Source organism: Streptomyces sp. DH10 (genome assembly GCF_029813805.1).
Taxonomy (GTDB): domain Bacteria; phylum Actinomycetota; class Actinomycetes; order Streptomycetales; family Streptomycetaceae; genus Streptomyces; species Streptomyces coeruleofuscus.
On record NZ_JARVKU010000002.1, the window covers coordinates 513,368 to 537,239 of the forward strand.

The following is a 23,872-nucleotide window of genomic DNA, read 5'->3' on the forward strand; positions in this document are numbered from 1 at the left end:
TCGAACAAGCGTGTAGCTTCCGGGGGCATGAAGGCGGGGGAGCCGGGGGGCTTCCATCTGGGGGACCGGGGTGACTGGGGGGTTGCTCGATGGGAGTGCGGCTGATGGTGGTCGACGACCACCGACTGCTGGCCGAGGCGCTGGCCTCGGCGTTGAAGCTGCGGGGGCACCGGGTGCTGGCCGCGGCGGCGCCGGCCTCGGGGGCGGCGGAGCTGGTGATCACACGGGCGCCCGAGGTGTGCCTGCTGGGGACGGCCACGCCGGCGGAGCCGGGGATCTTCGACCCGGTGGTGCGGATCAAGCGGGAGCGTCCGCAGGTGGCGGTCCTGGTCCTGGGCCCGGTGCCCAACCCGCGCGGCATCGCGGCCGCCTTCGCCGCGGGCGCGTCGGGGTACGTACGTCATGACGAGCGCATAGAGGGTGTCGAGCGGGCGATCATGAAGGCCCGGGCCGGGGAGGCGGCGGTGGCGCCGCAACTGCTGCAAGGCGCGTTCAGCGAGCTGCTCAACCCGGCGACCCAACCTGACGACGAGGGCCAGCGGTTGCTGTCGATGCTCACGCCCCGGGAGGTCGAGGTCCTGGTCCGCGTCGCGGACGGCGAGGACACGCGGCTGATCGCGGCGGGCATGGGCATCGCCCCGTCCACGGCGCGCACGCACGTCCAGCGGGTCCTGATGAAACTGGGCGTGGGCTCCCGCCTGGAAGCGGCGGCGCTGGCGGCTCGGACGGGGTTGCTGGACCGGGCCGGCCCGGTGGCCCGGGACCCGGAGCCGGAGGCCTGACCAGCCGTACCGAACGGTCTGGCATGGGTCGGTTCCGGCCGATCTCAGCGCTCCGAGGCACTCGACTCAACAGGGTGTTCACAAGATGCGCACAGTAAACCCACAGGTATCACGGGAACTTGTGCCTGCCGGGACAGTGAAGTCCCATGGGTCCTTTCGCGCCACCCTGCTCCGACCTCGAAGAAACACCCTGGTCGATTAGAACCCTTGTACCTAAAGTGATCGTCGCGCCCGGCGGAGCTGACCAATCCGCCACAGCGCGCGTCAATCGGCGACCGGGGGGACACCGTCGCCGCGGGGAGGGACACACCGTCATGCCGGGAAACCGGCTCTTCCCGCATCTCCTCCGCTCCTTCTGACGGGCACCCCTGGAAGCCTTCCTTTGTTACGAGGGGGATGCTTTCTTGCGCCCAAGACCAGGGCCCTTCCTGCCCAGAACCCGTTTCATGTCCAGACCGGGCAGACCCCGGATCCTGACCTCTGCCGTCACATCCGCGGCGGCCGTGGCCGTACTGGCCGGCGTGGCCGTCCAGCCCGACGTGCTGGATCGGCTCTCCGGCACGGAGGCAGCGGCCCCGGCGAGCGACTCCTCCGACTGGTCCGACGACACGGCGGCCGAGCAACTGCGCCAGGACCAGTGCCTGATGGTGGATGTGCTGCGCCTGGGCGGGCCGTCCATGGCCGCGACCGCGCAGGACGGACTCAACCAGCCGCCGGACAAGCTGCACGCGCTGGCCAACCCGGAGCACTGGGAGGACACCCCGCTGGCCGTGGCGTACCAGCGGGACAAGGACGCGGCCTGGAAGGAGCTCGACGCCCTCAACAGTCGGCTCGGGGAGTGGGGCAAGCCACTCGACGGGCTGGAGCAGCCGGGCGGCTTCGACTCGTTGGCCGACTGGCGAGACCCGCCCGGCTCGATCGGCAGTGATGAGGACGACTTCTATACGCAGACCGGACTGACCTCTTGGGTCGCCGACAGGTTCTGGAAGCGCGAAGGCGACTTCTACGAGGACCCCACCCCCAAGGCCGACGCGAAGACCCTGAAGGCCGTCACCGATCTGGGGACCCCCCTCTACGGCGACAAGCCCTACGATCCCGATCTGCCTCCTGGTGAGTGGCAGAGGCAGTACGAGGAACGACGGGCTTTTGAAGGGCTGTTCGACACCTTCAACGGCAAGGGCGCCGATGACGCCCGCCTGTTCCTGTCCTCCGGCGGGTTTCCCCGCACCGCCCCCGAGCCGGGAACAGCGGAACACCGGATCGCGGTCGAGGACCTGAAGACCAGGTACGCGTCGTGCGCCTGGCGGGATCCGATCGACCCGAACAAGGTTCTGGGCGGCATGGCCGACACGGCCGCTTCGGAGTGGCAGCGGGAAATCAGCTCGCAGGCGGTCCAGCGCAACCAGATCCTGAAGGCCAGCAAGGACGCCACCAAGGCCCTCGCCAGCGGTGCGAAGGCGTTGGGGAACCTGCTGGGGCACTCGTGGGTCGCCGACCGCCTGGCCCGTTGGCAGGACTACTGGGCTCCCGGCGGTGCGGGCTGGATCGGTGATTCCCCGACTGTCATCCAGGTCGAGGCGGCCAAGGGCAAGTGCCTGGACGCGCAGGGCGGCAATACGACCTCCGGCACCCCGGTGCAGATCTACACCTGCAACAACGCCTTGGGACAGCAGTGGCGGCTCCGTGAGGCTTCCGGTGACAGCTACTACCTCGTCAACGACAAGTCCGGCAAGTGCCTGGACGTCGAGAACAGCAACCCTGCCAACGGCACGAAAATCCAGATCTGGACGTGCAACAACAGCAAGGCGCAGCAGTGGCGGTTCGACGTCCGTGCCGTCAGTGAGTTGCGTAACGTCGCCACGGACAAGTGCCTGGACCTGAACAAGTTCGAGAACAGCCACGACGCCTGGCTGTGGGGGTGCAACGGCACGAACCCGCAGAAGTTCCGGATCGTCCCCAAGGGTCACAACGGCACGGACAGCCAGTTCTACCCGGACAAGGCGCAGTTCGACCAGGCCAAGAAGAACATCGCGGCGGCACAGACTCAGGCGAAGAACCAACTCGACGCCCTCAAGGCTCAGTTGGCCGCAGCGCAGAAGTCCGCTACCGCCAGTGACACCGCGCAGAAGGCCGCGTATGCCATCGCCGACGAGGCCGGTGCCCCGCGCGGCCGTGGCCTGCTGGTCGGCCAGCAGAAGGCCCAGGTCACCGAGGGCGCGGCAGCGGCCCTCGAAGCGATGGTGAAGGCCGGCACGACCGCCGAGGCAGCCACCCGCGCCTCAGCCGGTGACAGCGCGACCATCGCGCAGCGCGCCCTGGCCCAGGCCGCGCAGTCCAAGGCAGAGTTCCGCAAGGCCGCCGCGGCGATGGCCGAATCCCAGGCCAAGGCCGCGGCCGACGCCGCGAAGCTGCACCGCGACAACGCCAAGAAGGACAAGGAGACCGCGGAGACCAAGCTCGCCGAGGCCCTGAAGGCCGAAGGCGACGCCAAGGCGGCAGCCGCCGAGGCCCACGCCAAGCGCCTGGCCGCCGAGGCCGAGGAGAAGACGGCCGAGGCGGAGAAGAAGACGGCCGCTGCCAAGCAGGCCGAGGCCGCACAGCACAAGAAGAACGCCGAAGCGGAGGCGACGAAGGCCAAGGACGCCAAGGACAAGGCCGAGGCAGCCGAGGGCACCGCGGTCGAGAAGAAGAACGACGCGGTCAAGGCCCGCGACAACGCCAAGGCCAAGCGGGACGACGCATGGGAAGCCGAACAGAAGGCCGACGCCGCCCGCGCCAAGGCCGACGCCAAGGCCGCCTACGCCGACTCCCTGGAGGCCGGCGAAGCCGCCGACGCCGCCCGCACCGCGGCCAACGCGGCGGACAAGCACGCCGACGACGCCGAGGCAGCCGCCACCAGGGCACGCTCCGCAGCGGACGCCGCGACGAAGGCAGCAGCAGACGCCGATGCGGCAGCCACGCGCGCCGAGGCGGCGGCCAAACGCTCCCGCGCCCACGCGGACGAGGCACAGGCCGCGAAGCTGAAGTCCGACGCCGCGGTGCAGACCGCGACGAGCGCCGCGGCCGACGCCATCAAGGCATCCCAGCACGCCTCCTCCGAGGCCAAGACGGCCGTCGAGATGGCCGACAAGGCGGAGAAACAGGCCAAGACCGCCAAGGCGCATGCGGACACGGCGAGCAAGGAAGCGGGGAAGGCCCTGGCCGCCTCCGCCAAGGCCGCGGGCTTCGCCCACGTCACCGCCCAGGCCGCCGTGGACGCCGGCAACGCCGCCGCCCAGGTCGCCAAGCCCGCAAACGACGCCATACAACTCGGCTCCCCCTACATCGACACCGACTCGGCCGCCGGCCTGGTGGTGCTCACCGGCCAGGCGTCCAAGACGATCGCCGAACAGCAGAAGGCCGTAGCCGACGCCCACGCCAAGAACGCGGCGGCAGAAGCCTCAGCCGCCAAGAACCTCGCCGACCAGGCGCAGGGTGACGCCAAGGCCGCATACCAACACGCGGCCAACGCCGCCGGACACGCCTCGACCGCCCGCATCTACGCCAAGGAGGCCCTGGGCTACGCGGCAGACGCCGCCAAGGCAGCGTCCAAGGCGACGGCGTCACTGGCCCGCACCCTCGAGTACAACCGGCAGGCCACCGAGGACGCCGAAGCCGCCGACAAGGCAGCCGGCCGCGCCGAGAACCACGCCAAGGACGCCCGCGACTCGGCCGACCAGGCAGCCCTCGACGCCGAAGCAGCCCGCACCGCCGCCTCACAGGCCGAAGAGGCAGCCAAGGACGCACGGGCAGCGGCCAACCGCGCCGACGCCGCGGCGACCGAAGCCGAGGAAGCGGCCAAGGACGCGGAGAGGTACGCCAAGGAAGCTCAGGAAGCGGCCAGCCGCACGGAGACAGCGAACAAGAACAGCAGCATCCGGACAGGGGCGTCGGCGGGCGGCATCGGCAACGTCTTCTACGTCGACCGTATCGAGGTCATCGGCGATCCGGAGGACGTGAAGAAGGAAAACTGCGGCGTCATCATCCACACCGGTGACTGCAAGATCACGGCCACCATCCGGTACAAGGTCGAAATCGACGTGTACCTGTGCACGGCTCTGGACCTGCCCGCCACGCAGGCGGGATGCCCGGAGTGGGAGACCTTGTTCCTCGGAACTCAGCCCGTCAAGGAACAGAAGAGCACGGTCACCAAGACCGTCTCGATGGTCGAGTTCAACTCAGGCATCGACCCCGTGGACATCCTCTTGGGCCACTGGATCGACTGTGCCCAGAAGGTGGCCCCGGGTGGCGAGAGCGGAAGCTGGGGAGGTTGCGGCTGGGCAGCCTTCGATGTCGGCACTCTCATCTTCGGCGGCAAAATCACTCAGGCCGTGGTCGACGGTATCCGTGCGCTCGACGCGTCACTGCGTACCGGCATCGGAGTCAGCGACGCCTACAAGGCCCTGAGGGCGCTGGACATGGACGCCAGCGCCCTCGCCAACATCAGTCGTACGGTGGCTGCGTACGAGGACGATGTCGCGGCGGCCTGCAAGGCGGTCGACGATGTCGCCCGGATCTCCAGAGCGTTCGCTGCAGCGGCGCTTGGGCCGCCCTGTAAGTTCTGGAAGCTCACGGACTTCCAGGGCCAGCGTGTCTACCAGCGGGACGATCTGATACGTCCCGATTACGTGTCACCAGAAGACAACTACGGTCGAACCAACCTGAAAAGGATGCAGCAGGGCTTGGCGCCGATGGGTCCGGGGGTGAAGGGCCAGGACAGGCCTCTGAACCTGCACCATATGCTTCAGACGCAGGATGGACCGATCGCCGAGGTGACGGACGCGATGCACTTCGGTAACTACGGCCAGCTCCACTGGAAGTCAGGTACCAAGATTCCGAGCGGCATCGACAGACCGGCATTCGATAAGTGGAAACAGGAGTACTGGAAGAACAGGGCGAAGGGCTTCAGTCAGTGACAACAAGCGCGATCGAAGCAAGTGAGCAGGTGATTCGGCTGGTGCGGGAGAATGAAGGCATCGCGAATCATGCCGACGGTTGTACCCCGGCGATGATCGAGAGAGCCGAGCGAGAGTTGGGGCTCACTTTCCCGCCGTCCTACCTCCTCCTTCTCGAAGAGTTCGGAACCTGGGAAATCGGCGCGAAAGAGTTCCCCGGTATCTACCAAACGCCAGTCAGGGGGGACGCCCTTTTGGGCACGGTGGCCTACACGTTGGACGACCGCGTCGGGTTGGGGCTGCCGAACCATTTCATGGTCATCATGCACGATGACGTGTGGGATGTGGTTGTCCTCGACACTTCGCAACCGGACAAGAACAAGGAGTTTCCGGTGTACGCATGGAACCCCGGGGTCCTTGAGGGTGGGCTCATGGAGAAGGTCGCGGACGATTTTGGATCCTTCGCCCTTGCGGAGTGCCGACTAGCTCTAAATTTCTAGAGGGAAGTAGCTGAGGCGGGCGGGTGCTTTCGCCCACCTCAGCTTCCGGGCTAAGGTGCCGGGATTGAGTTGAGAGGCTCCTGCTCGCCGTCCCGCCAGCGGGGTTGTGCGCAGGCTGACTGAGTGGAACCGGACTCGTCCCACCGACGGCTTCGAGGCCCGCCCGGCCCTGCGTAAGCACGTCAGGCAGGGGTTGGAGATCGCCCGGCTCGTGGCGAAGCACCTCGGCCCCCATTGGGTGGTGTGTTTCTGGGACGAACGGCACCAGGACGAGAAGTTCGTGTGCTGGGGCTGCGATCGGCTCCATTGGACCCTCGACGCTCACGGCGCAGCTCCCCACCCGCTCGACATCACCGTCGAGGGCGAGTACGGGCTGTACCCGTTGCACGCGGAGGGTTTCGGCAGCTTCGCTCCGGACGATCCCGCAGCCGGACTCCACCTGCCTGACGATCTCGTCACGGCGCTCTACGGGTGGAAGGCGGCAATCGAGACGACACTGATGGAAGACGGCAGCGACGACGAGTGGCAGCACTTGTTCCAGGAGGGAAGTGAGCTGTCGCAGCGCCTTGCCCTGGAGATCGGCCCGCCGCGGACGGTGACGTACCGGGGCATCGCCAACGGCGGTCTCACCTCACTCGCCGCCGTCACCTGGCAGAGACCAGCAGTTGTAGCAACGAGCTGAACCCGCCGGTGGAGCGGAGAGGGATCCGTCATTCTCCGCTCCACCCCGTTACTCAGACCTTCGCCCGATAAGCCCGCAATCCCCCAGCCCTCGTCGATCACCACGATGCCGTCGGCGAGCCCCGTTCAGATACGGCACGGTCAGCAGGGCGGTCGCACCGTACGCGACCAGGCCGCGCAGCAGTTTCACAGCTCACCGCGGATGTGCGGGGCAGACCCGTGGTCGGTTCGTCGAGGAAGAGGATGCTGGGCCGCCCGACCGGGCTGGCGGCGAGGTCCACGCGCCGGCGCATGCCTCGCGAGAAGGTCTTCGCGGCCCGGCCGGCCGCGTGTGTCAGCTGAATGCGCTCCAGCACTTCCCCCGCCGTCGCCTGCCGCCGCTTAGGTGTGGCGAGAGGCGGGGCACCGTTCACTGAGGGGCGCCCTGCCTTCTCCGAAGCCAGTTAGTTCTTCAGGAACCCTCGACCGAAGCGAGAGCCCATTGAGCGAAACCGCCGTCTACCTCGTTCCCTCCGACCCGTACTGGCAGCCGGACCAAGCGGCAAACAGCCGTGCTGTGGCGCTCGCCGAGGAGCTGTGCCCTGATGCGCTCGGAGACATCGAAGCGGATCAAGGCGATGCCCCAGTCTTCATCAACGGTGGGGGTCTGGAGTCCGTGTCGTGCCCTCGATGTGGGGCCCAACTCGACTTCCACGGGTGGTGGATGGCCAGGATGGACGAGGCTTATCGGGACAGCAGCGTCCCAAGCCTTGCCGTAAAGGTTCCGTGCTGCGGCACTGAGACCACATTGAACGACCTCGTCTACAACGTTCCTTCCGGATTCGCTCGGTTCAGGCTCAGGGTGTGGAGCCCCAACAGACGTTTCCTCAACGACGAGGATCTGACCAGGATCGCTCATGCCTTGGGTCATCCAGTACGGCAAATCTGGCCCCTCATCTGACGGAGGATCGGCCTGCACCCCCTGCACCGACGAGAGGCCCATGTCTGAACCCGTCTTCGACATGCACCCAATAGCCACACCGGAGGTCATCGCTGAACGCCAAGCGCTGCCCGAGCAGGTGTGCCGGGAACTGCGTCGCGCTGGTCTTCCTGTACACCGCGGTGACCTCAGCGGCGATCCGTCGGACATTGCTCAGCGCCAGTCCGCCCGGCATGCCGCGAACGACAGGCTCGCCCGGATCAAGGCCACCCACGCTCCGCCCACGTCATAGACGACGTGGTGCCCCCTCCAAGAGGGGCACTCGCGCTTATACCGTATGAATGCACGGTTACTCCCGCCTCTTGAAACGCGCGCAATCTGGAGAGAACTTGGGTTATGACGTATTCGTGTGCCGACTCTTGAACGGCGAATCGGAACCCTTGGACCAAGGTGTGATGAACGCGGTCCTCGATCCCTATGTGACGGCACGGGACCCAGAACATGGCTTTCTCCAGCTCACGGCAGGCGACGGAGGGCAAGCCGACGTATACACCAGCACCGACACCAACATCACGATCAGCCGTTTCAGCGTGGGAGAGATTTTAGACGTCCTCGCGGACCTGCTGAAGAGGCTGGGAGCCGTGCTTGTCCTCCCTGGCGGGACGGTCATCCTGCAACGAGCCGCAGACCGTGCGCACCTGTCACAGGACCTCAAGGACGGGTGGTCTCACGTTGTCGCGCCAACCGGTGAGGAGATCGCGGAGGCGATCCGCATGTCATGAGCTGGTGGCCGAGGGCAGTGGACGTGGTCCGAACAGCGTTTAGGGCCACTGTCCACATCGCAATGCCGTGTTTGACATTGTCGCTCAGCTCTCGCCCAGGCTCCGCGCTGTTGGCATCGATCCGACCTGGGCAGGGTTGGGTGCCGGGAGGAGAAGCACGCGCACCTCCGCGCAGAGATGCAGCAAGAGGCCACCGTCATCGATGTGACGGCTGATGCCTTTGGAGCCGCCTCGACGTGTCTGGACCGGCGCCTTTCATCGCGGAGGCACCGGCCCTGTGATGGGTGCCGTGTTGCTGACGGGCAACCCGTCGCAGGAAGCACGCGTTCATACTGGTCGGCTTCTAACGCAGCGAGGTGCCGCGCTGCCCCTTCGTCACGCTGGTGATGAACGCGGCGAAGGCTTCGGTCGAGACAGTGAGCGTGCTTCCATCAGGAAGCTTCGAGTCCCGTAGGGCCACCGCAGTTCGGAGGTTGGCGATCTCCACGCACTCGTTGCCTTCGCCGCCACTGTGGCTGCTCTTGAACCACGCAACAGCCGTCGGCTCGTTCGGGGGAGTCGCTATGTCGCTCATGAGGACAGCTCCTGTCTCGCTCCAGCGATCAGCCGCAGAGAGGAGGTCGTGTCCGCGGCCTGCGAGCGAAGGTAGTCGAAAGTCAACTTGTAGGCTGCTACGTCCTCTGCATCGTCGAGGTACAGCCCGCGACGGCGCATCTCGATGTACACGACGGCCATTGAGTTGAGAGGCTCCCGTTCGTCGTCCCGCCCGAGGATCACGAAGTGCCCGGCGCCAGCGGCATGTGCACCCGCGCTGAACGGCAGGACCTGGACGTCGATGTTGGTGCTCAGGGCTGCCTTGTGAAGGTGCTTGAGCTGCCGGACCATGATGTCGTTGTCCCCGACTGTCCTGTGCAGTACTGCCTCGTCCAGGACGACCCACAGATACAGCGCCGGATCTCGCTGGAGGATGTCCTGGCGTTTCATCCGCGCTTCGACCATCCGCTCGATGTCGTCGTTCGAGCTGCGCACTTCACGTGCCTCATGGATGGCGAGAGCGTACTCCCTGGTCTGGAGCAGGCCGGGAATGACGGTGTTCGCGAACACGTGCTCGTACGCCGCCTCGTGCTCGAAGGACACGAGCGGGTCCATCCACCCCGGCACTGCGCTGTTGCCGACCCACCAGCCGTCGGCCTGTGACTTGGCGATGGCTACGAGGGCGTCACGTTCCTGAGGCGTGGCTTCGCAGGCGTCTGCCAGCGCCTTGACCGTGGCCCATCGAATGCGGGCGCGGTCCTGCCATGCCTCGTACCGGCTGACAGTGGTGGTGCTGACACCTGCACGTTCAGCCACTTGAGTCTGTGTCAGCCCGCGTCGCTCGCGCAGCGAGATCAGGCCCCGTGCGATCTGCATACGTCCGGCAGGGCCTGTCTGCGTGGCTGTCATGCCAGATCCCTTCTGCCCCGGAGGGCACTGCTCCGATCGGCTTCTCTCGGTCAACGGAGCTGACCCTACGAGGTGTTGCGAAGTCTCGGACGCCGATTCGAAGCCCGTCACCCACACTGATGAACTCTCTTGGCGGGATCACCCTTCATGGGAATCCCATGGAAGGCTTCCCGTAAGCCTCGATCGATCACCGGAGAGTGAGAGCATGAGCAGAGTTGTACAGCGCCTCGCCCGTTGGTTCCGCTGGGCGGGCCACGCCTCTGGGCGTAACCATGCAGGCCAGCCGGGCGCGATGCGACGTCCGTCCGTCTCGTCGCATGAGGTCTTCGCGCCTTCCCGTCCCGCTATCGCCCCCACCGTCCGAGCTTGGTACGAGCCCCTCGACGGCTCCGCAACCCCCCTCGTCCGCCCCTACCTCACCGCGCACGAACGCGAGGAGAGGTGCAGACTGCAGCGGCTCCGGCGCGACCCCCTCCGGCTTGCCGCGTACGGCGTCGGCCTCGACACCCGGGACATCCACGCCTGCCTCCGGGAGGCGTCATGAGCGACGAAGCGAACCGGGTACGAGTCCTGCCCTGGACCGGCGCGCACGGTCAGCCCTGCCTGCTCCTCACAGAAGGCAACGGCCCCGCCTCCCGGCTTGCCGACCGAGTCGAGAGCACGCAACTCGGGCTCGCGGACCGGCTTCTCGGCCGGACGCGGGACCTGCTGGCCCATGGAGGTGCGCCGAGTGGTGAACTCGGTACGCTCGCCGGCCAGCTGGCGGACGCCCTCTCCGACGCGCTGCTCATCGCCAGGTCGCGAGGCGCTCGACTCGGGGCGGATGAGCCGGACCTGGCCGACGGAGTGCTCGCGGTGCCGGCGTCCTCGGGGGAGATCCGCGACGTACTGACGTACTGCTCGCCGCGACTCCGGGCCCACGGCCTGCTCACCCTCCCCGGCCACGACCTCTCCTCCGCGCCCGCCGCCCGGCGCCACATGCGAGACACGGCGCGGGCATGGGGCCTGCCCCAGAGCGCGGCGGACGACCTGGAATCGATCACCGGCGAACTCGTCGCGAACGCCCTGGAGCACGGCGACGGCCACACGATCACCGTCGCCTGGGCCCTCGCCGCCGAGACGGTCACGATCAGCGTGACCGACGAGGGCGGCTGCCGTACGGGCCCCCTCACCGCGCCACCCCGTCCCCCGGGCCCGGAATGGGAACGAGGCCGCGGCCTGTTGATCACCGAGGTCCTCGCCGCCCGCTGGGGCACCCGGCAGAGCGGCGACGGCCTGACCGTCTGGGCCGAGGTCTTCTTCGGTGCGTCCAGCAGTCAGTAACACCTGACCGTCACCCTCACCGCCGCACAGACGTCGGCGCCCAGCCGCACAACCGCCCGCCCGCCGTCACTCCCTGGCTTCATCCCCCGCCACGACATCCGGCGGCGGCGGAGCCACAGGCCGCAGCTTCAGCCAGACCAGGAAGAACACCCCCAGCGCGAGCATCCCCAGCCCGGTCCACAGGTTGATGTTGACGCCCTCCGCCTTTTCGATGTCGGCGTCGGACGCCGTGAAACCCGCGATCGTGACAATGACCCCGTAGACCACGAACAGCCCGCCGATGATCCGCCGGATGTCGAACAGCCGCGCAGCCGTCGCCGACTTGCCCTGCAGCTCGGTGACTTCCCGCTGCACGTCCTTCTCGGAGTAGAACTCGGACATGTTCTGTCAGCCTCCCTGGGTCAGAACGAGAACGGGATGTAGCAGGCGGCGGCGAGGATCATCGCGCCCCAGCCCAGCAGTGCCGGCTTGCGGTACCAGGCCTCGTCCCCGGGCGCCGGCGGCTCCGCCATGCCGGGCGAGGTCGTGCCGTAGACCAGTCCCTGGAGTTCCTCGGCCGGCTTCGGTGCGGTGAAGAGCGACACCGCCACCATGACGACGGCGCCGGCGACGAAGCCCGCGATCGCCGAGACGAAGTTGGCCCCCTGGTCGGTGGGGATGTCGATGATGCCCTGCTTGTAGATCCAGAAGTAGTTCACCATCGCCGCCGTCGTACCCGCGAGCAGGCCCCAGAAGCCCGACTTCACCGACGTCCGCCTCCAGAACATGCCGATGATGAAGACGACGAACATCGGCACGTTGAAGAAGGAGAACAGTGTCTGGAGGTAGCTCATAATGTTGGAGAAGGACGACGCCAGGAACGCCGTGCCGATGGACGCCAGGACACCGATCGCGGTGATCAGGCGGCCGAAGCGGACGTAGTACTCGTCCTGGCGCCCCTTCACGACGTACTTCGCCCAGATGTCGGTCGTGAACACCGTGTTGAACGACGACACGTTCGCCGCCATGCCCGCCATGAAGGCCGCGAGGAGACCCGTCACGGCGATGCCCAGCACGCCGTTCGGCAGGAGCTGTTCCATCAGGTAGGGAATCGCGTCGTTGTACTGGAGGTCGGAGTCGGCGGTGCCGATCTTCGGGACCAGGACCGCGGCGACCAGCCCCGGGATCATCACGAGGAACACGATGAAGATCTTCGGGAACGCGGCGATCAGCGGTGTGCGCTGGGCCGCCGAGAGGTTCTTCGCGGACAGGGCGCGCTGCACCTCGGCGAAGTTCGTCGTCCAGTAGCCGAAGGAGAGGACGAAGCCGAGGCCCAGGACGATCGTCAGCCAGTTCGCGCCCAGCGGGTTGTCGCTGCCGATGCCCGTGCCGCCCCAGGAGGTCATGAAGTCGGCGCCGCGGGACTCGGTGAGGGAGTCGGACAGGCCGTCCCAGCCGCCGACGCTCTTGAGGCCGAGCACCGTGATCGGGATGAGCGCGGCGAGGATCACGAAGAACTGGAGCACCTCGTTGTAGATCGCCGAGGACAGGCCGCCGAGGGTGATGTAGGCGAGCACGAAGAAGCCGGCGACCACGATCGCCACCCACTGCGGCCAGCCCAGCAGCGCCTCGACGACGATGGCCAGGGCGTAGAGGTTGACGCCGGCGATGAGGATGGCGGCGCAGGCGAAGAGGCCCGAGCTGAGCAGATGCGCCGCCTTGTCGAAGCGCAGCAGCAGGAACTCCGGGACCGAGCGGACCTTGGAGCCGTAGTAGAAGGGCATCATCACCAGGCCGAGGAAGACCATGGCCGGGATGGCGCCGATCCAGTACCAGTGCGTGGTGTAGACGCCGTACTGCGCGCTGTTGGCGGCCATGCCGAGGATCTCGGTGGCGCCCAGGTTGGCGGCGATGAACGCGAGCCCGGTGACCCAGGCGGGCAGGGAACGGCCGGAGAGGAAGAAGTCGAGGCTGGTCTTCACCGAGCGGCGGGCGGCGAAGCCGATGCCGAGGACGACGACGAAGTAGATGCCGAGGATCGTGTAGTCGAGCCAGTTCGTGGGGAGTCGCAGCTCGGCTGCCATGTGGGTGGGGGGATGCATAAGCCCTCGCTTCGTTGCGTGAACCGATACCTCGCGGAATCTACGCCTCCGTCTTCAGGGGGTGAACACGTCTGCTGATGGTCTTTGTTTGATTGTGATGTTGACAATTGGGGCAAGCCGTGTTTTGGTGTGTTGGGTTATGTTTGAAGGATGAGGAGTGCGGCGTGAAGAAGACCTCGACCCGGCTGGCCGACGGTCGCGAGCTCATCTACTACGACCTGCGTGACGACAGCGTGCGGGACGCGGCCGACCGCCGTCCGCTGGACCGCACCGTCACCACGTCCGAGATCCGCCGCGACCCCCTGCTCGGCGACTCCGTCGCCGTCGCCTCGCACCGCCAGGGCCGCACCTACCATCCCCCCGCCGACGAATGCCCCCTGTGCCCCTCCGAGGGCGACCGGCTGAGCGAGATCCCGGACTCGTCCTACGACGTCGTCGTCTTCGAGAACCGCTTCCCCTCGCTGGCCGGCGACTCCGGCCGCTGCGAGGTCGTCTGCTTCACGTCCGACCACAACGTGTCCTTCGCCGGCCTGAGCGAGGAGCAGGCCGGCCTGGTGCTGGAGGCCTGGACGGACCGTACGTCCGAGCTGTCCCATCTCCCCTCCGTCGAGCAGGTGTTCTGCTTCGAGAACCGGGGCGCCGAGATCGGCGTGACCCTCCAGCACCCGCACGGGCAGATCTACGCCTACCCCTTCACCACCCCGCGCACCGCGACGATGCTCCGATCGGTCGCGGCCCACAAGGAGATGACGGGCGGGGAGAACCTCTTCGACGCCGTCCTGGAGCGTGAACTCGCCGAGGAACGGGTCGTCCTGGAGGGTGAACACTGGGTGGCCTTCGTGCCGTACGCGGCGCACTGGCCGTACGAGGTCCACCTCTACCCCAAGCGCCGCGTGCCCGACCTGCTCGGGCTGGACGAGGCCGCGCGCACAGAGTTCCCCAAGGTTTACCTGGAACTCTTGAGGCGCTTCGACCGGATCTTCGGTGAGGGCGAGCCTCCGACCCCGTACATCGCGGCCTGGCATCAGGCCCCGTTCGGCGCGCTGGAGGAGTTCGACGGGGTCGTGCGGGAGGACTTCGCGCTTCACCTCGAGCTTTTCACCATCCGCCGCACTTCCGGCAAGCTGAAGTTTCTCGCGGGTTCCGAGTCCGGCATGAACGTGTTCATCAACGACGTGCCGCCGGAGCGCGCGGCCGAGCGACTGCGAGAGGTAACGAGTTCATGAGCGGGAAGTACCTGGTGACGGGCGGCGCGGGATACGTCGGCAGCGTGGTCGCCCAGCACCTGCTGGAAGCCGGTCATGAGGCCGTCGTCCTCGACAACCTCTCCACGGGCTTCCGCGAGGGCGTCCCCGCCGGGGCGACGTTCGTCGAGGGCGACATCCGTGACGCCGCCAAATGGCTGGACCCCTCGTTCGACGGTGTTCTGCACTTCGCCGCGTTCTCGCAGGTCGGCGAGTCGGTGGTGAAGCCGGAGAAGTACTGGGACAACAACGTCGGCGGCACCATGGCCCTGCTGGCGGCGATGCGCGAGGCGGGCGTGCGCAAGCTCGTCTTCTCCTCGACGGCGGCGACGTACGGCGAGCCGGAACAGGTCCCGATCGTCGAGTCGGCGCCGACGTCCCCGACCAACCCCTACGGCGCCTCGAAGCTCGCCGTCGACCACATGATCACCGGCGAGGCGGCGGCCCACGGACTGGGCGCGGTGTCGCTGCGCTACTTCAACGTGGCCGGCGCCTACGGCGAGCACGGCGAGCGCCACGACCCCGAGTCCCACCTGATCCCGCTCGTCCTCCAGGTCGCGCAGGGCAAGCGCGACGCGATCTCCGTCTTCGGCGACGACTACCCGACGCCGGACGGCACCTGCGTGCGCGACTACATCCACGTCGCGGACCTGGCCGAGGCCCATCTGCTGGCCCTGAAGGCCGCCGCCCCCGGCGAGCACCTCATCTGCAACCTCGGCAACGGCAACGGCTTCTCCGTCCGCGAGGTCATCGAGACGGTCCGCCGGGTGACGGGCCACCCGATCCCCGAGGTCGTGGCCCCCCGCCGGGGCGGCGACCCCGCGGTCCTGGTGGCATCGGCCGCCACGGCCCGCGAGAAGCTGGGCTGGAACCCGTCCCGCGCGGACCTCGACGGAATCGTCGCGGACGCGTGGGACTTCGCGCAGCGGCGCGGCAACTAGAACAGGAACGAAGGGTCAGGGGTCAGGCATGAGCGAGGCTGTTGCCGACACGGTCGCCGGAGCGGTCGCCGAACGGTTCACGGAGCTGTACGGCGCCGAGCCGCACGGAGTCTGGGCGGCGCCGGGCCGCGTCAACCTCATCGGCGAGCACACCGACTACAACGACGGCTTCGTCATGCCGTTCGCCCTGCCGCACAAGGCGGTGGCGGCGGTCTCCCGCCGTGAGGACGGCGTGCTGCGCCTCCACTCGGCGGACGTCGAGGGCGGGGTGGCCGAGCTCCGCCTGGACGAGCTGTCCCCCGAGTCGGACAAGAACTGGACGGCGTACCCGGCGGGCGTGGTGTGGGCCCTGCGCGAGGCCGGCCACGCGGTGACCGGCGCGGACATCCACCTGTCCTCCACGGTCCCGTCGGGCGCGGGCCTGTCGTCCTCGGCGGCGCTGGAGGTGGTCGTGGCGCTGGCCCTGAACGACCTCTTCTCCCTCGGCCTCCGGGGCTGGCAACTGGCCCGTCTGTGCCAGCGGGCGGAGAACGTCTACGTGGGCGCCCCGGTCGGCATCATGGACCAGACGGCGTCGGCGTGCTGCGAGGCGGGCCACGCCCTGTTCCTCGACACCCGCGACCTCTCCCAGCGCCAGATCCCCTTCGACCTGGCGGCCGAGGGCATGCGCCTCCTGGTGGTCGACACCCAGGTCAAGCACTCCCACAGCGAGGGCGAGTACGGCAAGCGCCGCGAGGGCTGCGAGAAGGGCGCGGCGCTGCTCGGCGTCGACGCCCTGCGGGACGTGCCGTACGCGGAACTGGACGCGGCTCTGGCCCGCCTCGGCGACGAGGAGGAGGTCCGCCGCCTGGTCCGCCACATCGTCACGGAGAACGAGCGCGTCGAACGGGTGGTGTCCCTGCTGGAGTCGGGCGACACGCGCGCGATCGGCCCGATCCTGGTCGAGGGCCACGCCTCCCTGCGCGACGACTTCCGCATCTCCTGCCCCGAACTGGACCTGGTCGTCGACACGGCCCTCACCTCCGGCGCCCTGGGCGCCCGCATGACCGGCGGCGGCTTCGGCGGCTCGGCGATCGTCCTCGCGGAGGAGACGGACGTGGACCCGATCACGAAGGCGGTGACGGAAGCGTTCTCGACGGCGGGCTTCACGACACCGCGGGTCTTCGAGGCGGTCCCGTCGGCGGGAGCCCGCCGCCTCCGCTGACGCCTGGGCATGAGTCGGGCGCCCTCGCCTCGGGGGGAGGGCGCCCGAGCGCTCCGCGCGGCTTCAGCGATTGACGGACTGGATCTCCTGGACCGGCACCTCAGTGGTAGTGGCGAACGTGCCGCTGGGCAGGTCACCGCCCGTGCCGCCCGAGCCTTCCCAGGCGATCTCCCAGGTGAGAGTCGCCTTGAGCCCGTAGGTGCCGTCTCCCGATGACCGCAGGTACCGCACCCCGCACGGAGGTGTCAGCTCCGCCTTGCCCCTGGCGTACGGCTCTCCGATCGACCCGTCGTCGTTGATCACGCACTCGCCGGATGCCGGAAGGCTCTCCGCGTCCACCGTCCCCGGATCGAGGTGCAGGCTCACCGGCTTGGCGGTCGTGGTCGCCCACAGCCCGGTGCCGGGCAGACTCGCCGTGACGGAAACCGGCTTGAAGGTGCCTTTGTCCAGCCAGACCCAGGTGGGAGCGTTCACCGTCGACTTGCCGTTCGGCGCGAGGGACACCTTGGTCGGCGGCACGACGGTCCGCTGGTGTGCAAGACCGGCGAGGGTCTCGGTGTCGATGGCCTGGGGGACGTCGGGGTTGTCGCCGGTGTCCACCCAGAAGGGCTCGCGCGTGCAGGTCTTGGCCGCCGGGTCGTCCGTCATCTCCGGGTTCCTGACGGCCACCCACCACATGCCCCCGTCGTTCTTGTCGACGTTGAAGTCCTTGTAGGGATGACCCTGCTTGTAGCGCGCTTTGTCGTCCGCGATGCCCTCGGGCGCGCCGCCGACGGACTCGTAGATCGACCACTGGGCCTCGTTGAACTTCTTGAAGTCTTTGGCCTTCCAGTACGGCTCGTACCAGCAGGCCGGAGGCTCCCAGTCCACGGCCGTAGAGGTGATCGGACCGCTGTCCTTCGCCGTGGAACCGGGGACCTTGATGGTGACGCGGGATTCCAGAGCCTGGCCGGACGCGTCGCCGGAGGTTTTCCTCTCCTGAGGGCCGATGGTGTCGAACCCTCCAGCCGCGGCAGGCAGTGTCCCGAGGCCGACCAGCGCCGTGGTGAGCGCGGTCACTGTCACGCACCGCGTCAGGGCTGGCACTTCTGCGACCCCCGGTCCTCCGTGAGATCCCACGTCTGCCAGACGCCGTCCTCGTTCTTCTTCAGGCCGAGGTTGTAGAAGACGTAGCTGTTGGGCGTGGTCTTGGTGCCCTGCAGCTTGTTCGTCTCGCGGTTCTTGAGGTCAGCCTTGCTCTCGTCGACGCAGTACGTCAGAGCAGCCGACTTCTTGTCGAACACCGTCACTTGTCGGTCGAAGTAACGCAGGGTGCCGGCCCAACTGGTCTTCTTGGCGATGGCGCCCTTCGCGTACTGGTAGATGCCCACCAGCGCGTTGTCCGTGTAGTAGAAGGCCATGCCCGACTTCTTCATGTCCCCGTAGGCCATGGCCTGCCACACCGTGCTGACGGTTCTCTCGTTGTCCGCCAGGATCGCGTCCTTGACGGCGTCGCCCGTCTGCTGCCCCTCGAAGACCAGCTTCATGTCCGATGGCAGCTTGATCTCAGGCCGCTCGATCCCGTCCGTCGTCGCGGACACCGACGGCGAAGCCGATGGCGATTCGGCCGAATCCGCACCGGCGATCTTGTCGGACGACGCCCCGTCACCTCCCCCCGAGCCACAGGCGTTCAGCAGCAGGGCCGCGGATGCGGTGAGCGCGGCTGTCAGGAGCCGAGCTGGGCGGTTCACTGTGTCTCCCATTGATCATGTGGGGGGATAACTCAAGCGAACCAACGCTATCGGTGGGCCGAACCACGACGGCGACGAGGTGTTCAACCCAGCCGCTTCGTCAGCAAGTACTCCGTGATCCCCGGCGGATAGTCCGGCACCGCGCACGCCACCTCGTACCCCTGCTTCTCGTAGAAGCGAGGCGCCTGGAAGTCCCACGTCTCCAGGCGGGACGCGCGGCAGCCGCGCTGCTCGGACGCGATGCGTTCCGCCTGCCGGAGCAATCCGGCCCCGAGGCCCGCCCCGCGGTGGCGTTCGTCGACCCACAGGTAGGTGACGTGGAGCCAGGTCGCCCAGGTGTAGCCGACGAGGCCGGCCGCCACCTCGTCGGTCCTGTCGTTCACAGCCCACACGTGCAATGGGACGTCCCTTTCGTCCGGCGTTCCGTGCAGGGCGCGCAGGACCGGAGAGGCGGCTGTGTTCGCTTCCCGCAGGCGCGTGCGGAGCAGATCACGTCGGGCCTTGTCGACTTCTGTCTCAAGACGGAACATGCGGCACACCATAAACGCGCAGGGCAGTCAGTTCTGCAAATAACCTTCCGCTCCGGGCCCCCGCCCGTACTCTGATGAACAGCACCGGTGGGGGCCGGTGCCGATCAGGGGGCGAGACGGCCGGGTACGACGCCCGGGGTGGGGGTAGCGGTTTCTGTACGGCGGCGGCCGTGCGGCTGCGGCGCCCGGCCAGGCTGCTGCGAGGACGGACGGACAGATGCAGCAGACCCGGACACCCCGGAGTCGTACCCGCGCGGTGTCGTCTTCCGACGATGGGGTATCCCCTGCTCTTCAGGAGCCTGGGGAAGGGGGTTACGTGGTTCGCATCCGAGTCCTGGTCGTCGACGACCATCGCATCTTCGCCGAGTCACTCGCGGCGGCACTTGCCGCCGAGCCCGATGTCGACGTCTCCGCGGCCGGCAGCGGCCCCGCCGCGCTGCGCTGTCTGGAGCGGGCGGTCGCCGAGGGGCGGCGGTTCGACGTGCTGCTCGTCGACGCCGATCTGGGCGGCAAGGTGCCGGGCACCCGCCCGGCCGTACCCGTGCAGGAGGGCAACGAGGACGGCCTCGTCGACGGGATCTCCCTCGTCACGGGGGTGCGGTCCGCGCAGCCGAACGTACGGATCGTCGTGCTCGCCGAGAAGGACGACCCGCGCCGGGCCGCGCTGGCCCTCCAGGCGGGAGCCTCCGGGTGGGTCGCCAAGGACTGCTCGCTATCCCGGCTGCTCACCGTCATCCGGGGCGTGCTGCGGGACGAGACGCATCTGCCGCCCGCCCTGCTGACCGGCGTCCTGCGCGAACTGACCGCCGCCCGCAAGCACCGCACCGAGAGCGAGCGGCTGGTGGAGTCCCTCACTCCGCGTGAGCGGGAAGTGCTGCGGTGCATGGTGGCGGGGCTGGGGCGCAAGGCAGTCGCCGAGCGCCTGTATCTGTCGCCGCACACGGTGCGTACGCACATGCAGAACGTGCTGGGCAAGCTGGGAGTGCACTCCACGCTCGCAGCCGTCGCCCTGGCCCGGCGGGCCGGGGTCGGGCCGGTCGACCTAGCCGGGGATGTTGTCGAACGGGGCGGTCAGCTGGCGTAGCAGTCCCGCCAGTTCGCCGCGCTGGGCCCGGGTGAGCTCCGCGAGGATCGCGCGCTCCTGGTCCAGCAGGCCCGCCAGTGCCTGGTCGGCGCGGTCCCGGCCCTCGTCCGTGAGCCGGACCAGGACGCCGCGGCGGTCGCTGGGGTCGGGGAGGCGTTCCACCAGGCCCTTCTTCGCCAGGCGGTCGATGCGGTTCGTCATCGTGCCCGACGTGACCAGGGTCTGGGTGAGGAGCTGTCCCGGCGAGAGCTGGTACGGCGTGCCCGCGCGGCGCAGCGCCGTCAGGACGTCGAACTCCCACGGCTCCAGGCCGTGTTCCGAGAAGGCCAGCCGGCGTGCCCGGTCCAGATGCCGGGCCAGCCTGCTCACGCGGCTGAGCACCTCGAGCGGTTCGACGTCGAGGTCCGGGCGCTCCCGGCGCCATGCTGCGACCAGCCGGTCGACCTCGTCCTCCATGGCGATCAGTGTAGTGGTTGTGTCGACGTAGAGTCTCTTGATGTCCATTTTCTTGACGTCGAGATAAATGCGATGTCACGCTGTGTGTGCGCGACCTGCCGTCACCACCAGGAAACCACCGGAACCCCACCCAGGACACCAGGAGGACCCATGCCCGCGGCCGCCCCCGCCTGGGACCCCGCCCAGTACCTCCGCCACGCCGGACACCGCGCCCGCCCCTTCACCGACCTCCTGGCCCGCGTCCCCGACCTCCCCGGCGGCCCTCCCCGCATCGCCGACCTCGGCTGCGGCCCCGGCAACGTCACCGCGCTGCTCGCCGCCCGCTGGCCCACCGCCCGGATCACCGGCTACGACAACTCGCCCGCGATGCTCGACAAGGCCCATGTCGATCACGAGGGACCCACTGCGGGCGGCGGCCGTCTCGACTTCGCCCACGCCGACGCCCGTACGTGGACGCCGGGCGAGCCCTGCGACCTGATCGTCAGCAACGCCACCCTCCAGTGGGTGCCGGGGCACCCCGACCGGTTCGCCGACTGGGTGGCCGCGCTGAAGCCCGGCGGAACCTTCGCCTTCCAGGTGCCCGGGAACTTCGACGCCCCGAGCCACCGCCTCATGCGTGAACTCGCGCACGCACCGCGCTGGCGCGACCGGCTCGCGGGCACCCTGCGCCACGGCGACGCCGTCCTCACCCCCGAGGCCTACCTGGAGCGGATCACCTCGCTCGGCTGCACCGCCGACGTGTGGGAGACGACGTATATCCATCTGCTCCAGGGCGAGGACCCCGTGCTCGACTGGGTGAAGGGGACCGGCCTGCGGCCCGTGCTGACCGCCCTCGCCGACGACCCCGAGGCGCGGGACGGTTTCCTCGCCGAGTACCGGGCCGCCCTGCGCGAGGCCTACCCGGCGGGGCCGTACGGCACGCCGTTCCCGTTCCGCAGGGTGTTCGCGGTGGCCCGGAAGCAGGAGTGACCAGTGGTCAGGCGGTGCGGCCCAAATGGGTGACGAGGATGTGGATCACGTCGTCGTCGATGGCGTAGAGAACGCGGTAGTCGCCGACCCGGAGCCGACGGAAGTCCCAGCCACAGGGGGTGGAAGCGGCGGGACGTGGAGTTTCGGCGAGTGCGTCGACGGCCTCGTAGACGGCGGCAAGGCCCGCCGGGTCGTCCTTGAGGAAGCGTACGGCCGCGTTCGTGGCGTTCGGCTCCCAGATGATGCGGTAGGTCACGGACGCAGCCCCAGCATGCGCCCGACCTCTTCGTGCGGGATGCCCTCGCCGAGCGTCCCCTCGGCCTTCCGCCGCTGGTAGTCCGCGACAGCGAGGGCGTCTTCGAGGTCCTCTATCACCTGCGGAGACACGAGCAGCGCCGCCACGTGGCCGTGGTCGGTGATGGCGATGGTCTCGCGGCTGTGGGCCGCGCGCCGGACCAGGTCGCCGAGCTGGGAACGGGCCGCGCTGATCGTGATCTCAGTCATGACCGCATGATGCCACAAGGTTAATCTTGTGGGCACTGGATTCAGCTCTTGCGGCGCCCTATCAGGTGCGGCCTGGCCTCCAGTCCGTCCAGGCCGTGCCACGCCAGGTTCACCAGGTGCGCGGCCACCTCCGCCTTCTTCGGCTTGCGTACGTCCAGCCACCACTGGCCGGTCAGGGCGACCATGCCGACCAGGGCCTGGGCGTACAGCGGGGCCAGCTTGGGGTCAAAGCCGCGGCTCTTGAACTCGCGGCCCAGGATGTCCTCCACCTGGGTGGCGATGTCCGAGATGAGCGAGGCGAAGGAACCCGTCGACTGGGGGATGGGGGAGTCACGGACCAGGATGCGGAAACCGTCCGTGTACTCCTCGATGTAGTCCAGCAGGGCGAAGGCCGCCTGCTCGCACAGCTCACGCGGGTGGCCGGCCGTCAGGGAGCTGGTCACCATGTCCAGCAGGCGCCGCATCTCGCGGTCCACGACCACCGCGTACAGCCCTTCCTTGCCGCCGAAGTGCTCGTACACCACCGGCTTGGAGACCCCGGCCTTCGCCGCGATCTCCTCCACCGACGTGCCCTCGAAACCCTTGGCGGCGAAGAGCGTGCGACCGATCTCCAGCAGCTGCTGGCGGCGCTCGGCACCGGTCATCCGGGTGCGACGCACTCGCCGCGGCTTGTCATTGCTGGGGGTGCTGCTCGAGTCGGTCGCCACAGCGACCATCATGCCGCCTTGACGGGCTCCTTCCCGCGCGGGGAGCCGCCTTCCCCGGTGTCACGGCGCGAATCGATACGCGAGCGTGACGGCCAGCGCACGTCGTACGCCCAGCCGAGCATCTCGAACCAGCGGATCAGCCGGGCGGAGGAGTCCAGCTGGCCGCGCATCACACCGTGCCGCGCCGAGGTGGGGTCGGCGTGATGCAGGTTGTGCCAGGACTCGCCACAGGACAGGATCGCCAGCCACCACACGTTGCCCGAGCGGTCGCGCGACTTGAAGGGGCGCTTGCCCACCGCGTGGCAGATCGAGTTGATCGACCACGTCACGTGGTGCAGCAGGGCCACCCGGACGAGCGAGCCCCAGAAGAACGCCGTGAAGGCACCCCACCAGGACATCGTGACCAGGCCTCCGATCAGCGCCGGCAGGCCCAGGGACACGACCGTCCACAGGACGAACTGGCGGGAGATCGCCCGCAGCGTCTTGTCCTTGATCAGGTCCGGGGCGTACTTCTCCTGCGACGTCTGCTCTTCGTCGAACATCCATCCGATGTGCGCCCACCACAGGCCCTTCATCAGGGCCGGGAGCGTCTCGCCGAACCGCCACGGCGAGTGCGGGTCGCCCTCCGCGTCGGAGAACTTGTGGTGCTTGCGGTGATCGGCCACCCAGCGGACCAGCGGACCCTCGACCGCCATGGACCCGGCGATGGCCAGCGCGATCTTCAGCGGCCGCTTGGCCTTGAAGGAACCGTGGGTGAAGTGACGGTGGAAACCGATCGTGATGCCGTGGCACCCCAGGAAGTAGAAGAACACCAGCAGACCGAGGTCCAGCCAGCTCACCCCCCAGCCCCAGGCCAGCGGCACGGCCGCCAGCAGCGCGAGGAACGGGACGGTGATGAAGAGGAGGAGGGCGATCTGCTCGATGGACCGCTTCCGCTCGCCGCCCAGCGTGGCGACGGGAGCTTCGTCGGTGGCCTGACCGGACGCCTTCGGGGCGTTTTCGATCACGTCGGAACTACTGGTCATACGCGTCCCCTGGGGGGTATGTGGATGTGGAGA

General features: G+C 68.2%; 25 protein-coding genes. 12 read left to right on the forward strand and 13 right to left on the reverse strand.

Annotated features, from left to right (window positions below):
• Positions 1-89: 89 nt before the first annotated feature.
• From QC385_RS05980 to QC385_RS05995, 4 genes are all read left to right on the forward strand, one after another.
• Positions 90-782 (forward strand): helix-turn-helix transcriptional regulator, encoded by a 693-nt coding sequence (locus QC385_RS05980; protein WP_279540207.1) that lies wholly within the window; start codon positions 90-92, stop codon positions 780-782.
• Positions 783-1,228: 446 nt separating this feature from the next.
• On the forward strand, positions 1,229-5,737 hold the full coding sequence (locus tag QC385_RS05985; RefSeq protein WP_279540208.1) for a ricin-type beta-trefoil lectin domain protein: 4,509 nt from the start codon (positions 1,229-1,231) through the stop codon (positions 5,735-5,737).
• Entirely contained in the window at positions 5,734-6,216 is a 483-nt protein-coding gene (locus QC385_RS05990) for an SMI1/KNR4 family protein (RefSeq protein ID WP_279540209.1), read from the forward strand. The genes QC385_RS05985 and QC385_RS05990 overlap by 4 nt, the downstream gene beginning before the upstream one ends.
• Before the next feature lie 211 nt (positions 6,217-6,427).
• Complete coding sequence (locus QC385_RS05995) at positions 6,428-6,898, forward strand: hypothetical protein (RefSeq protein WP_279540210.1); 471 nt, start codon at positions 6,428-6,430, stop codon at positions 6,896-6,898.
• 97 nt (positions 6,899-6,995) lie between these two features.
• On the opposite strand, the gene QC385_RS06000 is transcribed toward QC385_RS05995, so the two are convergent.
• Positions 6,996-7,310, reverse strand: coding sequence for an ATP-binding cassette domain-containing protein (locus tag QC385_RS06000; RefSeq protein WP_336621272.1), 315 nt, complete (start codon positions 7,308-7,310; stop codon positions 6,996-6,998).
• 68 nt (positions 7,311-7,378) lie between these two features.
• On the opposite strand from QC385_RS06000, the gene QC385_RS06005 reads away from it, so the two are divergent.
• Complete coding sequence (locus tag QC385_RS06005) at positions 7,379-7,837, forward strand: hypothetical protein (RefSeq protein WP_279540212.1); 459 nt, start codon at positions 7,379-7,381, stop codon at positions 7,835-7,837.
• A gap of 320 nt (positions 7,838-8,157) precedes the next feature.
• Positions 8,158-8,598, forward strand: coding sequence for a hypothetical protein (locus QC385_RS06010; RefSeq protein WP_279540213.1), 441 nt, complete (start codon positions 8,158-8,160; stop codon positions 8,596-8,598).
• A 343-nt stretch (positions 8,599-8,941) separates the two neighbouring features.
• On the opposite strand, the gene QC385_RS06015 is transcribed toward QC385_RS06010, so the two are convergent.
• Together QC385_RS06015 and QC385_RS06020 are read right to left on the reverse strand one after the other, a co-directional pair.
• A complete protein-coding gene (locus tag QC385_RS06015) occupies positions 8,942-9,172 on the reverse strand; it encodes a DUF397 domain-containing protein (protein ID WP_279540214.1) in 231 nt (76 codons plus the stop codon).
• Positions 9,169-10,041 (reverse strand): helix-turn-helix domain-containing protein, encoded by an 873-nt coding sequence (locus tag QC385_RS06020; RefSeq protein ID WP_279540215.1) that lies wholly within the window; start codon positions 10,039-10,041, stop codon positions 9,169-9,171. The genes QC385_RS06015 and QC385_RS06020 overlap by 4 nt, the downstream gene beginning before the upstream one ends.
• Before the next feature lie 540 nt (positions 10,042-10,581).
• On the opposite strand from QC385_RS06020, the gene QC385_RS06025 reads away from it, so the two are divergent.
• Positions 10,582-11,364 (forward strand): ATP-binding protein, encoded by a 783-nt coding sequence (locus QC385_RS06025; protein WP_279540216.1) that lies wholly within the window; start codon positions 10,582-10,584, stop codon positions 11,362-11,364.
• Between the two features lie 66 nt (positions 11,365-11,430).
• On the opposite strand, the gene QC385_RS06030 is transcribed toward QC385_RS06025, so the two are convergent.
• Positions 11,431-11,745, reverse strand: coding sequence for a hypothetical protein (locus QC385_RS06030; RefSeq protein WP_279540217.1), 315 nt, complete (start codon positions 11,743-11,745; stop codon positions 11,431-11,433).
• Between the two features lie 20 nt (positions 11,746-11,765).
• Positions 11,766-13,445: a sodium:solute symporter family protein gene (locus tag QC385_RS06035; RefSeq protein WP_279540218.1), complete on the reverse strand. Its 1,680-nt coding sequence runs from the start codon at positions 13,443-13,445 to the stop codon at positions 11,766-11,768.
• A gap of 164 nt (positions 13,446-13,609) precedes the next feature.
• Here QC385_RS06035 and galT point away from each other — a divergent pair, with 164 nt between their 5' ends.
• From galT to galK, 3 genes are read left to right on the forward strand one after another with little or no spacing between them, the layout of a single operon-like run.
• Positions 13,610-14,671 carry a galactose-1-phosphate uridylyltransferase gene (galT, locus tag QC385_RS06040; protein WP_279540219.1) on the forward strand — a complete coding sequence of 354 codons (1,062 nt, stop codon included), beginning with the start codon at positions 13,610-13,612 and terminating at the stop codon, positions 14,669-14,671.
• Complete coding sequence (gene galE, locus QC385_RS06045) at positions 14,668-15,630, forward strand: UDP-glucose 4-epimerase GalE (protein ID WP_279540220.1); 963 nt, start codon at positions 14,668-14,670, stop codon at positions 15,628-15,630. Before galT ends, galE begins: the two co-directional genes overlap by 4 nt.
• 28 nt (positions 15,631-15,658) lie before the next feature.
• Positions 15,659-16,834 (forward strand): galactokinase, encoded by a 1,176-nt coding sequence (galK, locus tag QC385_RS06050; protein WP_279540221.1) that lies wholly within the window; start codon positions 15,659-15,661, stop codon positions 16,832-16,834.
• 63 nt (positions 16,835-16,897) lie between these two features.
• On the opposite strand, the gene QC385_RS06055 is transcribed toward galK, so the two are convergent.
• The 3 genes from QC385_RS06055 to QC385_RS06065 all read right to left on the reverse strand — a co-directional run bounded on the left by QC385_RS06055 (position 16,898) and on the right by QC385_RS06065 (position 19,106).
• On the reverse strand, positions 16,898-17,899 hold the full coding sequence (locus QC385_RS06055) for a hypothetical protein (RefSeq protein ID WP_443032841.1): 1,002 nt from the start codon (positions 17,897-17,899) through the stop codon (positions 16,898-16,900).
• A gap of 8 nt (positions 17,900-17,907) precedes the next feature.
• Positions 17,908-18,564 carry a hypothetical protein gene (locus QC385_RS06060; RefSeq protein ID WP_279540223.1) on the reverse strand — a complete coding sequence of 219 codons (657 nt, stop codon included), beginning with the start codon at positions 18,562-18,564 and terminating at the stop codon, positions 17,908-17,910.
• Between the two features lie 83 nt (positions 18,565-18,647).
• Entirely contained in the window at positions 18,648-19,106 is a 459-nt protein-coding gene (locus tag QC385_RS06065) for a GNAT family N-acetyltransferase (RefSeq protein WP_279540224.1), read from the reverse strand.
• A gap of 304 nt (positions 19,107-19,410) precedes the next feature.
• Between QC385_RS06065 and QC385_RS06070 the strand changes: the two genes are divergently transcribed.
• A complete protein-coding gene (locus QC385_RS06070; RefSeq protein WP_086841396.1) occupies positions 19,411-20,178 on the forward strand; it encodes a LuxR C-terminal-related transcriptional regulator in 768 nt (255 codons plus the stop codon).
• On the opposite strand, the gene tamR is transcribed toward QC385_RS06070, so the two are convergent.
• Positions 20,137-20,634: a MarR family transcriptional regulator TamR gene (gene tamR, locus QC385_RS06075; protein WP_059416014.1), complete on the reverse strand. Its 498-nt coding sequence runs from the start codon at positions 20,632-20,634 to the stop codon at positions 20,137-20,139. The genes QC385_RS06070 and tamR overlap by 42 nt on opposite strands.
• Before the next feature lie 150 nt (positions 20,635-20,784).
• Between tamR and QC385_RS06080 the strand changes: the two genes are divergently transcribed.
• The gene (locus tag QC385_RS06080) at positions 20,785-21,603 is read left to right on the forward strand and encodes a trans-aconitate 2-methyltransferase (protein ID WP_279540225.1); all 819 of its coding nucleotides are present in this window, start codon (positions 20,785-20,787) and stop codon (positions 21,601-21,603) included.
• Positions 21,604-21,610: 7 nt separating this feature from the next.
• Here the strand turns inward: QC385_RS06080 and QC385_RS06085 are convergent, their stop codons facing one another.
• The 4 genes from QC385_RS06085 to QC385_RS06100 are packed head-to-tail and all read right to left on the reverse strand — an operon-like array spanning position 21,611 to position 23,839.
• Positions 21,611-21,859: a type II toxin-antitoxin system RelE family toxin gene (locus tag QC385_RS06085; protein WP_279540226.1), complete on the reverse strand. Its 249-nt coding sequence runs from the start codon at positions 21,857-21,859 to the stop codon at positions 21,611-21,613.
• Positions 21,856-22,107, reverse strand: coding sequence for a type II toxin-antitoxin system Phd/YefM family antitoxin (locus tag QC385_RS06090; protein WP_190198529.1), 252 nt, complete (start codon positions 22,105-22,107; stop codon positions 21,856-21,858). Before QC385_RS06090 ends, QC385_RS06085 begins: the two co-directional genes overlap by 4 nt.
• A gap of 41 nt (positions 22,108-22,148) precedes the next feature.
• Positions 22,149-22,826 (reverse strand): TetR/AcrR family transcriptional regulator, encoded by a 678-nt coding sequence (locus QC385_RS06095; protein ID WP_279540227.1) that lies wholly within the window; start codon positions 22,824-22,826, stop codon positions 22,149-22,151.
• Positions 22,823-23,839 carry an acyl-CoA desaturase gene (locus QC385_RS06100; RefSeq protein WP_279540228.1) on the reverse strand — a complete coding sequence of 339 codons (1,017 nt, stop codon included), beginning with the start codon at positions 23,837-23,839 and terminating at the stop codon, positions 22,823-22,825. The genes QC385_RS06095 and QC385_RS06100 overlap by 4 nt, the downstream gene beginning before the upstream one ends.
• Positions 23,840-23,872: the final 33 nt, after the last annotated feature.